Below are 13,878 nucleotides of genomic sequence, written 5' to 3' on the forward strand. Positions count from 1 at the left end.
GTGGCGAGGCGGCGGCCCCGCCTTTCACCGAGTGCCAGGCTTTGACGTGCCCTCCAGCAAATCCGCTTCATCGGCAACAATCGAGGCAGCTTCGTTCTGCAAGACGTCCTTGGCGTTCTTGCGGGCATTTTCCATGGCGATATCGGCGCTCAGGCTACGCTCGTTTGCTTCCAGGCCATCGTCTCCACTGCGAGCCAAACCGTCGTTTGTTTGCTCGCGCGCCTTGAGACGGGCTGCCAAGGCCGTCAATTCGTTTTGACGTTCCGATTCATTGAGGGAAATGACGCGCTTCTCGCGCTGCGCCTTCAATTCGGCGGCGTCCTCGACAAAATGCTGGAAATTCCGATCGTTTTGCACGCGAGCATCATGGCGGCTTTCGAGCTGCGGCAGCAGCGCCGCGATATTGCCCGCGGCCGTATACTTCGCAGGCTTGATCTGGGCCCATGGCAGCGCGTTGTCATAACTCGCCTCGCCAAGGGTCTTAGGGTCCGAAAGGCCGGGCAAGCTGATATCGGGTGTCACACCCCGCAGCTGTGTTGTCCCGCCGTCGACGCGGAAAAACTGGGCAATCGTCAACTTTAACTCGCCGAATTTCGGTTTGCTGTTGTGGGCGACATTGTCGAGATTGATAACGGTTTGTACGGTGCCCTTGCCGAAACTAGGCTCGCCAACAATCACACCGCGACCGTAATCCTGTATCGCTGCGGCAAAAATCTCGGAGGCCGACGCTGAACCGCGATTGATCAGGACACCGACCGGGCCTGCCCAGGCGGGCGCGGATAAATCATCGCTTTCTACCTCGACCTTTCCTTCGGCGTCGCGTTGCTGAACCACCGGGCCTTTTCCGACGAACAGGCCTGTCAAATCGATCGCCTCAGCCAACGACCCTCCCCCGTTATCACGCAAATCGATCAAAACGCCGTCGACGTTTTCCCGCTTGAGTTCGCCAAGAAGCTTGGCGACGTCACGGCTTGCGCTTCTGTAGTCCTTGTCGCCCTTGCGCCGCGCTTCGAAGTCCTCATAGAACACCGGCAGGGTAATCACCCCAATTCTGCGCGCCGCACCGCGGTCCTCCACGGATAGGATGGCCTTTTTCGCGGCCTGTTTCTCGAGGCTTATCTTGTCCCGCACCAGGCTGATGACCCGGTGGCTCTCGCCGGCGTCTGCCGGCAGGACGTCCAAGCGGACAACGGAATCTTTGGTCCCGCGTATCATTTGCACGACTTCATCGAGGCGGGTGCCCACGACTTCTTTTACGGTGCCATTCTCGCCCTGACCGACCCCGATAATACGATCCCCGACCGCCAGCTTTCCGGACAGTTGCGCAGGTCCTCCCGGTACGAGTTCACGGACCGTCGTATAGCCATCGCGTTCCTGCAATACCGCGCCGATGCCAACCAGCGAAAGCTTCATTGAAATGTCGAAGTTGGCCGACGCGGCAGCACCAAAATAGTCCGTATGCGGATCAACGGACGTGGTGTAGGCGCCCATGAACGACTGGAAAACGTCATCGCTCTTGTATGTATAGGCGCGCTCGAGGATGTTCTGATAGCGCTTGTCGAGCGTCTCACGAATTGCTGCATCGGCTTTGCCGGCCAGCTTCAAACGCAGCCAATCGCCTTTGACGCGTTTACGCCACAGTTCGTTCCTTTCCGGCTCCGATTGCGGCCAGGGTTCTTCGTCGCGGAGCAAAGAGTAGCTTTCCCGCACGCTAAAATCGAAGTTCTGCTTGAGCAAGCTGCGCGCGTACGTCATGCGATCGACAACGCGCTGCGCATAGACATTAAAAATCGAAAACGGAATATCCAGGTCTTCCTGGACGATGGCATCGTCGATCCTGGCGCTGCCAGCCATGAACTTGTCGATGTCAGCCTGCAGGAAGAGCATCCGGTCCGGATCCAGGGACTTGATGAACCGATTTGTAATCTTGACCGATAGCGCATCGTTGAGCGGAACCGGCTTATAGGCATATCGCGTCAGCAACTGTGCGCTCAAATGAGCGGCTTGCGCTTGGCCCTGCAGCGGCGCCAAAGCCGGCGGTGGCCCAACTTCCAGCGCATATGCCGATGGTGCGATTGCAAGGAATATGCCGAGGAAACCGTAATGTATGCGCATTCGACTTTGATCCCATTTTGCAATGTCGAGACTATAGTGCTGGGATCTTGGTGCAACAATTATGGCGTTTTGGCAACGATATCCGAGAATGGTGCATCCGCCACGAAAACACTGGCTCCGGGCGATCGCTTGATCGCCCACACGGGCTCCGGCGTCATGACCTCTGAAAACCTCCCTGCAGATGACATTGTCGGCGCATATGGAGGCACAGCATTGGTGAAAGGGCTGGCCGCTTGCTGTCAGAATAGTCGATGTAGACCCTGCGGCCCGCCTTTGAGGGAAAGAATTACGCGCCGCTTCTTGTTCGGCCGCCATCCACATGAATGATCTGTCCGGTAATAAAGCCCGCTTCATCGGAGACCAAAAAAGCCAGAGCGTCCGCCACGTCCCTGGGCAGGCAGGCGCGCTTGATGGTCTGTTGGGATATGATCCGCTCCATCATCTGGTCAGCCGACGGCCCGTCCAGGGGCAGGCGTCCGGCGAATCCCTCCGTGAGAACGACGGTCGGAGCGAGCGAATTCACCGTGATGCCCCTATCTGCAAGTTCGTTGGCGAGTGCCTTCGTGACAGCGTGAACGGCGCCCTTGCTGGCGATGTAGGCGAGGTCGCGCGTCTGAGGGTGAAGCGTCACGGCAGATCCCGTCGTTACGATTCTTCCCCAACCGGCAGCAGCCATCGCCGGGACAAATTCACGAGCGAAGTGAACAATGGATTCGACGTTGATGGCGTGAACGCGTCGCCAGACTTCGGAAGTGACCGTTTCAAGCGTTGTGATAGGCATATAGGCGGCGTTATTCACAAAGATGTCGCAGCAACCGAACAGGTCGAGAACGGTCGAGGCAGCGCCTTCAATGTTCCAAGGCTCGCTGACATCGCAGACGAGTGCATATTTCTGTCCGTTGCCGGAAAGCGACGGCAGGAGTGGGGTGGCGTCGTCCCTGTCGATGACCACGACGTTGGCTCCGTCCGCCGCAAGACGTTCGCAATAAGCCCGGCCGATGCCGCGGGCGCCGCCGGTCACGACAGCAGTCTTTCCTTCGAGTGACATCACAAGCATCCTCCCGTTGCAGCTTCGCAGGAACCCGCTGAAGGCAGGCTATCGAGCCCGCGCAGAAGAACGGTCTCGACCTTCTTCACGATGACGCGGTCCTGTCGGATCCTTGCGAGCCCTTCCTGCCATCGCGGATCCGCATGAAAGCGATCCCAGTTGCTCTGGACATCTTCGAGCCGGGAATAGCTCGATATCTGGAAAAGCCTCTCAGCGGTTTCCTCCGTCCAGAAGCCTACCGGCATGATGCCGTATTCCGGCATCATGGGAAGGGCGAGTTCGGCAAGGACCTGCAACAGGGTCTCCATCTCGCCCTCGAGGACGTCATAGATCCGCAGGTCATACGGGCCGACCGTGGCCAATTGTGTGATCGTGTCGTTCATCGTCTTTCCTTGATTGACTTGGACCGCGTTGGCTGACGTGAACGCTTACGGTGCGGAACCCGCCTTCGAGGCGCGGGTTCTGCATTTCGATCAGCCTGCGTAATATTCCGGGCGACCGAGGTCGCTGAGAAGGCTCGCCTCCCGCGGCTGCCAGCCGAGGAGCGCGCGGGTCCTCACGCTGGAAGCCGCCATATCGCTTCCCGCGAAATGGGCGAACCAGCCGAAATGCTCGCGCGGCCGGGACTCGGCTGGAAGACCAAGCGCGGCCCCGATCGCTTCGGCGATCTGCCTGAAGGGCACGCTCTCTTCTGCGACCGCGTGGTAGACCGCCTCCGTGACGCCTGTTTCCAGTGCAAGGCGATAGACGCGGGCGGCGTCGCGACGATGAGTGCCCGACCAGCAATTGGTGCCGTCGTCGACATAGGCGGAGACGCCTGTCTGACGGGCGAAACGGATCAGGGTCGGGACGAAACCATGATCGCCAATGCCATGCACCGAAGGCGCGAGGCGCACCGTGGCCGCCCGCCCGCCGCGTTCGGCGACAGATCGCGCCGCGACCTCCGATTTGCGCGGAAACGCCGGGTTTGGAAGATCGGCTTCCCTCGCCCCGCGGGGCAGGCCCATCAGACCGGAGGTGACGATCAGCGGGCGGCTGCTTCCCACCAACGCCTCGCCGAGGGTTTCGATCACGCGCCGGTCCTGCTCGACATTCTCGAGGAACTTGGACAAATCGTCGTGATTGAAGGCGGTGTGGATGACGGCGTCGGCCGTTGAGGCCGTTGCGCGCAGCAGCCCAAGGTCGTCCAGCGAACCTTCGACGGGGGTCGCGCCGATGGCCGATAGCGTGGCTGCCTTTCCACTTGAACGGCAAAGACCGCTCACCGTATGGCCGGCGCCGATCAGGTCCTCGACAACCGCAGAACCGACCCAGCCGGTGGCGCCTGTAACGAATACATGCATTTTCATTCTCCTATGCGTGGTGTGTTGGCGTGGGTCTCGGCATCAGCCGAGGCGGATGGAAAGCTCGATGCCCTCGGCGACCGGGGTCGAGAGGTAAGAGGCGGTCTGCGAGCGGACGTGTTTCAGATATTCCGGGCTGAAGTCCACGTCGTCGGCAAGGACAAGCGCGCCGGGCCTCAACCGATCCTCGACCAGGGCAAGTACGTCTTCATAGAGGGCCTTGGCGCCGTCGAGCACGAGCAGGTCGATGCCTTCCGGCAGATCGCTTGCAAGCGTCTGAAGCGCGTCGCCTTCGCGCACTTCGACAAGATCCGAAAGCCCCGCTTCGGCGATGTTCTGGCGGGCGCGCGCCACCTTGGACGGCTCGAACTCGGTGGTGATGATGCGACCTCCGCCGTTGTCGCGCAGCGCGGCTCCGAGAAACAGCGTCGAGACGCCGAAAGAGGTGCCAAACTCGACGATGGTTTTTGCTTTCATGCTCCTCGCAAGCATGTAGAGAAGCTCGCCCGTCTCCCTGGACACCGGGAGCCAGAGGTCCTTCAACTGGCTATAGAGGTCGAGATATTCGGTCTTGCTTGTCAGCAGGCGGTCGCGTTCTTCCTCCGACATTGCTGCCATGGCGGGGCTGGTAGCGGCGTCGGCCTGCCTGAAGAGGCGATCCAGGAGGGGAGCGAGCGGAGCGCTCAAAAGGGTGGAATTCATGATCAGAACCGTTCGTGTTTGCGTAGGATTGCGTTGAGCCAGAAAATACGATTAATTAGTCGCATTCGCTAATCGCTTTACGGAGCTGGGACATGAACGGCCGGGCAAGCTATTCAATTTCTTCCAGAAAATTGCCGAAGCAGTCCCGCTCGGAAGAGCTGGTGAAGGCAATTCTCGAGGCTGCCGTTCGCGTTTTGGCTGAGGAGGGCGCACATCGTTTCACCACCGCGCGGGTGGCTGAGAAGGCCGGCGTCAGCGTCGGCTCGCTTTACCAGTACTTCCCCAACAAGGCCGCTATTTTGTTTCGTCTGCAGAGCGACGAATGGCGGCAGACCACCAACCTGCTGGCTGATATCCTGGGCGACCGCTCGATGCCGCCGCTCGCAAGGCTCCGCAGGCTTGTCCACATGTTCATTCAGTCGGAATGCGACGAGGCTGCGGTTCGCGTTGCACTGGACGACGCTGCCCCGCTCTACAGAGATGCGCCGGAGGCCTTGGAGGCACGCGAGGCGGGCAGCCGTAACATCGACGCTTTCATGATAGAGGCGCTGCCACGGTCTTCGGAGGCAGTCCGTAACATGGCGGGTGACCTGATTTTCACGGCAATGAGCACCGTCGGGAAAGAGTTCTCCGAGGCACAGCATGACGCGGCGGAGATCGAGGGGTTCGCCAATGCAATGGCCGACATGTTCGAAGCCTATATGCGCAAGCTCGGGGGTGATGAATCTTCGCCATAGGCGCTGCCGCGTGGACGTGGCAGTCTCCGTGATCCCGAATTCTATCAGGGATCACATTCCTGGTCGCGCACAGGCCCGAGCCCGATGGGATCGCGTTTTGATTTCCAGTGTCAGCGGCTGACTCTTTTCCAGAACCTCGATCGTCTTTGCAATATCGAAGCAAAGGAGCAGAACCGATGAGTCTCAAGGGTAAGAATGTCGTCGTCACCGGTGGAAGCCGCGGGCTCGGCCTGGGGCTGGTGGAGGCACTTGTTGATCAGGAGGCAAGGGTCACGGTTGTGGCGCGTCAATCCGATGCGCTTGAGGCGGTCCGAACCCGACTGGCCGTTTCGACGATTGCAGCCGATGCCAGGGACGAGGCCGCCACCCACCGTATCCTTTCGGACGTTCGGCCGGACATCCTTGTGCTGACGCCGGAGCGAAACCGCCGATGGAGCGATTGGACAAGATCAGTTGGGCCGATTTCACCGCGACCTGGGAGCACGACGTCAAAGCCGGGCTACACTGGCTGCAAGGCGCGCTGAACCTGCCGCTCGAACCCGGGACCCGGGTTGTCGTCGTGTCGAGCGGCGCGGCCGTCGATGGATCCCCGATGTCAGGCGGCTATGGCGGCGCCAAACGCATGCTCCGGTTCATGGCCAAATATGCCACTCGGGTTTCCGAGCAGAGGCAGCTTGGTATCCGTTTCCAGGCAATCCTGCCTCGGCAAATGATTTTAGGCACGGGTATCGGTGACACCGCCGCCAGCGCCTATGCCCGGGCCATGGACATCGAACCCGAAGCATTCGTGGCGCGTTTCGGGGCGCCGATGCCCACCGAGGCTCTTCGGCGAAACGTGGTGGCCGTGCTTGACAATCCAGCTTATTCTGATGGGTTCGCATTCGGATTGTCTGGCGACAAGGGTGTGGACGTAATGGAAAGGTTTGCGGATTGAGTACTGGATTGTCGGAACCTGACCGCGGCACACGAGCTGAATTCACAGTCCTGGCCGAGGCATTGCGGCCGGAGCTCCATCGCTATTGCGCCCGCCTCATGGGATCGGTGATCGATGGCGAGGATGTCGTTCAAGACACCTTTGCCAAAGCTCTTGTTGCCCTTGAAGACCTGTACGAGGCGCCGCACCCGCGGGCTTGGTTGTTCAAGATCGCCCATAATCGCGCCTTGGATTTGTTGCGCGGCCGGGCGATCCGTGCCGCAGAGCCCGTCGAGGCCGCGGAAAACGTCGTCGACGAAATCAATCTCGATCCCTTGGAGAGTCTGATGCATGAAGAAGCGATGCACACTGCGGTGTCGCGGTTCCATGAACTCCCTGTCCTGCAGCGCCGCGCCGTTATATTGAAAGATGTGCTCGACGAACCTTTGGCAGAGATTGCCTGTTTGCTCGGCATCACAATTGACGCGGTGAAGGGGCATCTGGCGCGGGGCGTGCGCGGCTCCGGGAGATCAATGCTCAAAGCATCCCGCTTCCGAACCGGACGGCACCCTCCCCTGCCGCGGTGCGCTACGTTTCGTTGTTCAACCAGCGGGACTGGAATGGTCTGCGCGCGCTCCTCGCCGAGGACGTGAAACTTCAGCAGTCCTCGTACCCGCTGCGCTCCGGCGCTGCAGACGTCGGTCTGTTCTTCACGATCTACGCCAAGTGCGACGAAATATGGCTTGTCCCCGCCTGGCTGGAGGGCCGGCAGGTCATCGCCGTTTTCAGCGCCTAAGGCGACCCGAAACCGACCCACGTCATGTGGCTGGAATGGAGCGGCGAACGGATCAGTTTCATCCGCGATTATCGCTACGCTCCTTACAATGTCGATGATGCGGAACTGGTGTTCTGATCCAGCCCAACCCGATTTTCGCCCGTCACACGGAAGGAAAATCGCTCTTCTCGGTTTTGACAGGAGGCGGCTCCGGCGGGTATCTACCGCCGGCTGACAGCCGACAACAAGCTTCGGGAAAATAACTTGTCGAGCAGACCTCGGTACGCCGACGTCCATCCCGAAGGCGTTGTGACAACCATCACAACGTGCATCTTTCGGGATGGTCCATCGATGACATCGCCAGCTACGAGGGAGCCACTGCGCAAAGGCACTGATCCCTCCGATCAGGCGGCCACGCGCCGCCTTTTCACGACATCGCGGCCGGTCGACTAACCGTGAGGAGTGGATGACGATCAAGCGCTGGTGAACAGATCGCCCGTATAGAACTGTTCCGGGGGCAGCGGATCCTTCACCGTGCCGAACTCCTGAAACATCTTGTTGAAGTCCGCCAGCCACTTGTTGACCGTGCCGTCCCTTGTGAAGGCGTCCAGTTCTCTGCTTGTCAGCATCTTGCGGCTGCGGGCGACCTTCTCGGTCGCATCTGCCGGGGCATTGAGGAAGGCCGTCGTAATCTGAATGGACCGGTCGATATTCGCGGCGCGGTAATCCATCGCCTTCTTCATGACGCGCAGGAATTTCTTCACGAGATCCGGGTTCTGCTGGACGATTTCGTTGCGGGCGACGAAGGTATTGATGAACGACGTCTGCGGATAGAAATCCTGGTTGGACGCCAGTTCCTTCATATCCGGAACGCGCGGTTTGATCACGTCGATCAGTGGATACCAGATACCGGCACCATCAATCTGCTTTGACGTGAACGCGGAAACGATCGTTGCAGGATCCATCGGCACGACCTGAATGTCGCCGACCGTCATGCCGGCCCTGGTGAGCGTCATGCGCAGGATCATATCGCCGGAAGTGCCCTGCGGCACTCCGACCTTTTTGCCTTTCAGATCCTTGATCGTGCTGATATTGCCCTGCACGATAACGCGGTCGGAAAATCCGATATCGTTCACGCCGACCACTTTGGCTCGACCGCTCGCTGGCAGCCAGAGCGCTCCGGGGCCGATCGTGCCGAAATTCAAGCTGCCGGCGCCCATCGCCTGGATCTGGATCGGGCCGTTGGTGAAAACTTTGACCGACGGCGTGATACCTTCCGCCTCCCAGAGCTTCTGGTCCTGAGCGATTGCCAGGACACTGGCATTGGGAAAGTCGGCAATGTAGCCGATGGTCATGTCAGCGGATTGGGCACTTGCCTTTCCGCCGATGGAAAATGCGCTCGCCACGGCGGCGACCGCCGTCGTCTTCATCAGATTACGTCTCGTCAGCATGTTCATTTCCTCCCTGTAACAGCCGATGTTTTTGAAAGCTTCAGGCCACGGCCGGATGGTAGACCGACCGCCACACCTCGTTGCGCAATGTCGAGAATTCGGGCGAAAGGCGCATCTCCTCGGTGCGCGGATAGGGCAGATCAACCCGAATTATCTTGTGTAGCCGGCCCGGCCGGGCGGCCATGACGACGACGCGGCTCCCCAGGTAAACGGCCTCGTCGACGTCGTGGGTAATGAACATCACCGTGCGCCGCTCCTTGCTCCAGGTGGCTAGCAACTGATCCTGAAGCTGCACGCGGGTCAAAGCATCCAATGCGCCGAAAGGCTCGTCCATCAGCAAGATCTTCGGATTGACCGCATAGGCCCGCGCAATCGCGCAGCGCTGCTTCATGCCGCCGGAAAGCGTCTTCGGCAGGGAGTTCGAGAAGTCGCTCAGGCCCACGAGGCCGATGAAATGGTCTGCAATCTTGCCGCGCTCCGCCTTCGGATGACCTGCAATCTGCAGGCCGAACTCGACGTTCTGGCGAACAGTCAGCCACGGAAAGAGCGCGTATTGCTGGAAGATCACGCCACGTTCAGGCCCCGGTCCCGTGACCGGCACGTTATCCACCAGCACCTGTCCGGACGACGGATTGGTAAGGCCCGCCGCGATATTCATGGCTGTCGACTTGCCGCAGCCGGACGGGCCGACCACGGTGATGAACTCGCCATCCTCGATATCGAGGTTGAGCCCCTGCAACGCGTTGAAGGAGATCTGCCCCGCGATGCTGAAAGTCTTGGTGACGCTTTGGAACGAGATTTTTGTGTTCATAGCTTTTCCTGCCAGGCGGTCAACACGCTATCGGTCGTCTGAACGATGCGGTCCATGATGAGACCGAGCACGCCGATCGCGATGAGGCTGACGAAAATCGTCGGAAGATCGTAGTAGAGCTGCGCCTGCTGCATGCGGAAGCCCAGGCCCGATTGTGCGGCAATCAGTTCGGCGGCGACGACGGTCGCCCAGGACGACCCGAGACCGATACGGACGCCGACCATGATGTAGGGCAACGAGGCAGGCACGATAACCCGCCGGAAGATGGTGAAGTCGTTGGCACCAAGCACGCGTGCGGCGTTGATCAGCGTTCTATCGACGTTGACGACGCCCTGATACGTCGCCACGACGCTCGACAGGAAGGATGCCAAGAAAATGACGAAGATCTTCGGTGTTTCATCGATGCCCATGGTGACGATCGCCAGGGGGATGATGGCAAGCGGCGGGATGGTGCGGAAGAACTGCACGTAGGGCTCAATGATGCCGCGGGCAATACGATACCAGCCCATCAGGAAGCCCACAGGGATTGCCACCGCGATGCCGAGCGCAAAGCCGGTAAAGACACGGCCAAGGCTCGAAATCGCATCCGACCACAAAAGCCCGTTCTGCGCCTGGATCACCGCCTGCTTCGCCACGGCAAGAGGCGTCGGAAGGCCGACAACCCCCTGTGACGTCACGACGGCCCAGAGAATGATGCCGACAGCCACGGCGGCGATATTGACCGCCATCATTGCAATCGAACCGGACATGAGGGACGGCCGGCTGGCCGGCTCGGGCTTTTCTTCACTCGTTGTGATGGACAAGGTCATGTCTCCCTCCGGGAAGCTGATCTATCCCGACAATATCGATGGCTCATCGCGCACCCGCCATGACGTCACGCGTCTTGAAGTTGGATTCGATCAGCCAGTCGCGCATAACATCCAGAAGCTCGCGCTTCCGTTCCGCATGGGCCGGATCGCTCCAGAGGTTCCTCACCTCCTTCGGGTCGTTCTCGAGGTCGAACAGTTGTCCATCCTCAGAGCCCTTGAAGTGGACGAGCTTCCACCGGTCGCTCCTCACACCGGTCATGAACTCGACACCGCCGGCCATTGCCACGTCGCCGATCTGTTCGCAGAACACGTGGGCGCGCGGCGTCCAGTCCTTGCCTTCGAGCGCCGGCTTAAGGCTTTTCGCTTCGAAGGTTTTCGGCGGCACAATGCCGGCATATTCGAGAATGGTCGGACCGAGGTCGAAGAGCTGGCAGAGACCGTCGACCGAGCGTCCACCCTCAAACCGGCCAGCCGTCGACCAGATGACGGTCGGCACGCGGGTGACGACGTCATACATCGACCATTTCTGGATCAGGCCATGCTCGCCCAGGCATTCGCCGTGATCCGAGGTGAAGATGACGATGGCATCTTCGAGATAGCCGCGCTCCAGAAGTGAACCGAGCAGTTCGCCAACCTTTTCGTCGATCAGCGTGACATTGCCAAGATAATGCGCCCAGAGCCGCTGCATCTGATCTTCAGACGGATCGAGGCTCCAGACGACGGAGTCGTGATCGACCTCCACGTCGTGCTGGCGCTTGTCCTTCAGCTCCTGATGGAGGGAGCGCAGCTCTTCTTTCGTCGGCCTTGGCAGCGGCAGGTCGTTGCGCCTGAGATACGGCTCGGCATAGCGCGCCGGCGGATCGAACGGTGGATGCGGCCCGGGGAAACCGACCTGCAGGAACAGCGGCTCGGTCGTCGGATAGGTCTCGACCCACCACTTCGCCATATTGCCGACGAAGGCGTCGGAATGCAGCGCCTCGGGCAGTTTCCAGTCGAAGCAGCCCAGCCTGTCACGATAGTCGTCGAGCTTACGGTAGTGTTCGCGCTGCTGTTTGACGAGTCCGTTGGCGGCCAGCGCCTTGTCCCACTCGTCGAAATACCAGCGGCCTTCCATATAGCGATCCTTGTTTTCCACGACGTAGCGCTCGTGGAAACCGGAGTCCGAATTATAGGGTATTGTATGCATCTTACCGACGTTGACGCAGCGATAGCCGGCGTCACGTAGCTGCTCGACCCATGTCCGCTGCCATGCCTGGCCGTTGGCCAGAACGCCCGTCGTATGCGGGTAGTAGCCGGAGAACAGGCTTGCGCGCGAGGGAACGCAGCTTGGCGCATTGACGTGGCAATTGGTAAGCGCCACGCCTTTTTCGACAAGCGCATCAATATTGGGGGTCACGGCATAGGGAAACCCGAGCGCCGATATCGAGTCGTAGCGCTGCTGGTCCGTCATGATCAGAATGATGTTTGGCCTTTCAGCCATATACTGCTCCTCCGCGTCGCCGATAGCTGGCTTTCGCCTGCCGTGCCAGGCAAAAGAACGACTTCGGTCCCTCTTTCGCTTGCCTCCATTTCAAAAAGATGGCATAAAGTTACCGTTAACGCAACGATCACTCACGGGATTTTTTGAGCTGAGATGACGATTGAACTTTCCGACAAGGTGGCCCGCAACGTCCCGACCCTTGCTTCGATCGCCGAGCGGGTGGGCGTTTCAGTCAATACCGTCTCGCGCGCGTTGCGCGCCCCGCACACGGTCCGCATCGAACTTCGCCGCCAGATCAATGCTGCGATGGAGGAGCTGAATTACGTGCCCAACCGGCTCGCTGGCGGGCTTTCGGGCACGCGCTCGGACATTGTTGGCGTTGTCGTCACCTCGCTCTACTATTCCGAATTCGCCAACATCATCGATACGCTGCAATCAGCTTTGCTGGAGCATGACCTGCAGGTCATGCTCGCCAATACAAGGTACAATGCCGACCAGGAGCTGCGTCTCGTCCGGTCGATCCTGAGCTGGCGGCCGGCGGCCGTTGCCATCATTGGCGTCGACCATCCCCCGAAAGTCGTCGAGCTTCTCAAGGCTGCCGACATCCCGATCATCGAGATGTGGGACACGGGCGGTGAAGTGATTGATACCGCCGTTGGGTTCGATCACGCACGTGTCGGCGCAGCGCAAGCCAACCATCTCATAGGTCAGGGTTATCGGCGCCTTGCCTTCGTTGGCAGCGTTCGCGAAAACGATAAACGCGCGCAGAAGCGTTTGAGCGGGCTGGAAACTGCGGCAGCCGCGGCCGGCCTCCCCGACATCGTCAAGCACACGGCGCAGCAAGGCGGCAGCCCGGAACTCGGGGAGCGGCTTGCAACCGAGCTTCTGCAACGCCATCCCGAGATCGACGCAATCGCCTGCAACAGCGATGTCGTTGCGTTTGGCGTGCTTCGGGCACTTCGGAAACTCGGCCGGCGCGTTCCCGAAGATATCGGTGTTATTGGATTTGGAGACAACGAGGCGGCGAGCTGCGTTAGTCCCTCTCTAACGACGGTCCGCCCTGATCGCGAGCTTATCGGCAAACTGACGGCCGAGGCGATCGTCGCCCGGATCAATGATGCCAAGCCATACACCGCACCCGTCGAATGGGAGCTTATCGTTCGGGAAAGTACAGCTCGATAGCTCCCAGCCATCCGAGGTGGTTGAAGCGCTCGTCTCCAGTGTTCGTTCGACATTCCCCTCTCGGTCCAGCTCAACCAGTCTTGCTTCGATCTGCCTAGCGATCCGACAAATGCCGCTCATCGCATTCTCGGGGATTGACAACGATCGCATTTGTTATGTTATAACGTAAAACGAATTTCGATCAAAGCGGCCATCAATCTTGGGGCAAGTCATGTCACAGCAGAAAATTGAACCGACACCGGTGACGGTTTTGACCGGTTATCTCGGTGCTGGCAAAACCACGCTTCTCAACCGCATCCTGACGGAGCCGCACGGAAAGAAGTTCGCGGTCATCGTCAACGAGTTAGGCGAGTTCGGATCGCCAAGCGAGGACCATGACCCGCTTCGTCTTTATCGGTCGAGATATTCCCAAGGATATCATCAGCGACGGCTTTCTCAGATGCCGCGCAATTCGCCAGGCCGCCGAATAAGCCCGCCCCGTGCGACGTAAGTTCAAACACCACGGAAGGAAC

The 13,878-nt window shown here is 59.8% G+C and carries 11 protein-coding genes and 3 pseudogenes; 5 read left to right on the top strand and 9 right to left on the bottom strand.

What is annotated here, in order from left to right:
- Positions 1-24 precede the first annotated feature (24 nt).
- From RG540_RS26565 to RG540_RS26585, 5 genes are all read right to left on the bottom strand, one after another.
- On the bottom strand, positions 25-2,115 hold the full coding sequence (locus tag RG540_RS26565; RefSeq protein ID WP_041364976.1) for a carboxy terminal-processing peptidase: 2,091 nt from the start codon (positions 2,113-2,115) through the stop codon (positions 25-27).
- Between the two features lie 286 nt (positions 2,116-2,401).
- The gene (locus RG540_RS26570) at positions 2,402-3,163 is read right to left on the bottom strand and encodes an SDR family NAD(P)-dependent oxidoreductase (protein WP_041364977.1); all 762 of its coding nucleotides are present in this window, start codon (positions 3,161-3,163) and stop codon (positions 2,402-2,404) included.
- Positions 3,163-3,546: an NIPSNAP family protein gene (locus RG540_RS26575; RefSeq protein ID WP_041364979.1), complete on the bottom strand. Its 384-nt coding sequence runs from the start codon at positions 3,544-3,546 to the stop codon at positions 3,163-3,165. The genes RG540_RS26570 and RG540_RS26575 overlap by 1 nt, the downstream gene beginning before the upstream one ends.
- A gap of 90 nt (positions 3,547-3,636) precedes the next feature.
- On the bottom strand, positions 3,637-4,506 hold the full coding sequence (locus RG540_RS26580; RefSeq protein ID WP_041364981.1) for an SDR family oxidoreductase: 870 nt from the start codon (positions 4,504-4,506) through the stop codon (positions 3,637-3,639).
- A 42-nt stretch (positions 4,507-4,548) separates the two neighbouring features.
- Positions 4,549-5,208 (bottom strand): O-methyltransferase, encoded by a 660-nt coding sequence (locus RG540_RS26585; RefSeq protein ID WP_041364983.1) that lies wholly within the window; start codon positions 5,206-5,208, stop codon positions 4,549-4,551.
- A gap of 92 nt (positions 5,209-5,300) precedes the next feature.
- On the opposite strand from RG540_RS26585, the gene RG540_RS26590 reads away from it, so the two are divergent.
- The 3 genes and pseudogenes from RG540_RS26590 (at position 5,301) to RG540_RS26600 (ending at position 7,771) form a co-directional block, all read left to right on the top strand.
- Positions 5,301-5,945: a TetR family transcriptional regulator gene (locus RG540_RS26590; RefSeq protein WP_041364985.1), complete on the top strand. Its 645-nt coding sequence runs from the start codon at positions 5,301-5,303 to the stop codon at positions 5,943-5,945.
- A 176-nt stretch (positions 5,946-6,121) separates the two neighbouring features.
- Positions 6,122-6,879 (top strand): annotated as a pseudogene (locus tag RG540_RS26595) (SDR family NAD(P)-dependent oxidoreductase).
- A pseudogene (locus tag RG540_RS26600) lies at positions 6,876-7,771 on the top strand (sigma-70 family RNA polymerase sigma factor). The pseudogenes RG540_RS26595 and RG540_RS26600 overlap by 4 nt, the downstream one beginning before the upstream one ends.
- A 335-nt stretch (positions 7,772-8,106) precedes the next feature.
- Here RG540_RS26600 and RG540_RS26605 read toward each other — a convergent pair.
- The 4 genes from RG540_RS26605 to RG540_RS26620 form a co-directional block, all read right to left on the bottom strand.
- The gene (locus tag RG540_RS26605) at positions 8,107-9,063 is read right to left on the bottom strand and encodes an aliphatic sulfonate ABC transporter substrate-binding protein (protein WP_041366410.1); all 957 of its coding nucleotides are present in this window, start codon (positions 9,061-9,063) and stop codon (positions 8,107-8,109) included.
- Positions 9,064-9,124: 61 nt separating this feature from the next.
- Positions 9,125-9,895: an ABC transporter ATP-binding protein gene (locus RG540_RS26610; protein WP_041364987.1), complete on the bottom strand. Its 771-nt coding sequence runs from the start codon at positions 9,893-9,895 to the stop codon at positions 9,125-9,127.
- Positions 9,892-10,644, bottom strand: coding sequence for an ABC transporter permease (locus RG540_RS26615; RefSeq protein WP_041366411.1), 753 nt, complete (start codon positions 10,642-10,644; stop codon positions 9,892-9,894). Before RG540_RS26615 ends, RG540_RS26610 begins: the two co-directional genes overlap by 4 nt.
- 103 nt (positions 10,645-10,747) lie before the next feature.
- Positions 10,748-12,184 (bottom strand): sulfatase family protein, encoded by a 1,437-nt coding sequence (locus RG540_RS26620; RefSeq protein ID WP_041364989.1) that lies wholly within the window; start codon positions 12,182-12,184, stop codon positions 10,748-10,750.
- A gap of 153 nt (positions 12,185-12,337) precedes the next feature.
- Between RG540_RS26620 and RG540_RS26625 the strand changes: the two genes are divergently transcribed.
- Complete coding sequence (locus tag RG540_RS26625) at positions 12,338-13,366, top strand: LacI family DNA-binding transcriptional regulator (RefSeq protein ID WP_041364990.1); 1,029 nt, start codon at positions 12,338-12,340, stop codon at positions 13,364-13,366.
- A gap of 211 nt (positions 13,367-13,577) precedes the next feature.
- Positions 13,578-13,724 (top strand): annotated as a pseudogene (locus tag RG540_RS31885) (GTP-binding protein); the annotation flags it as partial.
- Between the last annotated feature and the right edge of the window lie 154 nt (positions 13,725-13,878).

Source organism: Neorhizobium galegae bv. orientalis str. HAMBI 540 (assembly GCF_000731315.1).
In the GTDB taxonomy this organism is placed as follows: domain Bacteria; phylum Pseudomonadota; class Alphaproteobacteria; order Rhizobiales; family Rhizobiaceae; genus Neorhizobium; species Neorhizobium galegae.

What these genes read in the sequence shown, in the direction of transcription:
- RG540_RS26565 (WP_041364976.1), bottom strand. Translation starts at nt 2,115, where the DNA reads ATGCGCATACATTACGGTTTCCTCGGCATATTCCTTGCAATCGCACCA.
- RG540_RS26570 (WP_041364977.1), bottom strand. Translation starts at nt 3,163, where the DNA reads ATGTCACTCGAAGGAAAGACTGCTGTCGTGACCGGCGGCGCCCGCGGC.
- RG540_RS26575 (WP_041364979.1), bottom strand. Translation starts at nt 3,546, where the DNA reads ATGAACGACACGATCACACAATTGGCCACGGTCGGCCCGTATGACCTG.
- RG540_RS26580 (WP_041364981.1), bottom strand. Translation starts at nt 4,506, where the DNA reads ATGCATGTATTCGTTACAGGCGCCACCGGCTGGGTCGGTTCTGCGGTT.
- RG540_RS26585 (WP_041364983.1), bottom strand. Translation starts at nt 5,208, where the DNA reads ATGAATTCCACCCTTTTGAGCGCTCCGCTCGCTCCCCTCCTGGATCGC.
- RG540_RS26590 (WP_041364985.1), top strand. Translation starts at nt 5,301, where the DNA reads ATGAACGGCCGGGCAAGCTATTCAATTTCTTCCAGAAAATTGCCGAAG.
- RG540_RS26605 (WP_041366410.1), bottom strand. Translation starts at nt 9,063, where the DNA reads ATGAAGACGACGGCGGTCGCCGCCGTGGCGAGCGCATTTTCCATCGGC.
- RG540_RS26610 (WP_041364987.1), bottom strand. Translation starts at nt 9,895, where the DNA reads ATGAACACAAAAATCTCGTTCCAAAGCGTCACCAAGACTTTCAGCATC.
- RG540_RS26615 (WP_041366411.1), bottom strand. Translation starts at nt 10,644, where the DNA reads ATGTCCGGTTCGATTGCAATGATGGCGGTCAATATCGCCGCCGTGGCT.
- RG540_RS26620 (WP_041364989.1), bottom strand. Translation starts at nt 12,184, where the DNA reads ATGGCTGAAAGGCCAAACATCATTCTGATCATGACGGACCAGCAGCGC.
- RG540_RS26625 (WP_041364990.1), top strand. Translation starts at nt 12,338, where the DNA reads ATGACGATTGAACTTTCCGACAAGGTGGCCCGCAACGTCCCGACCCTT.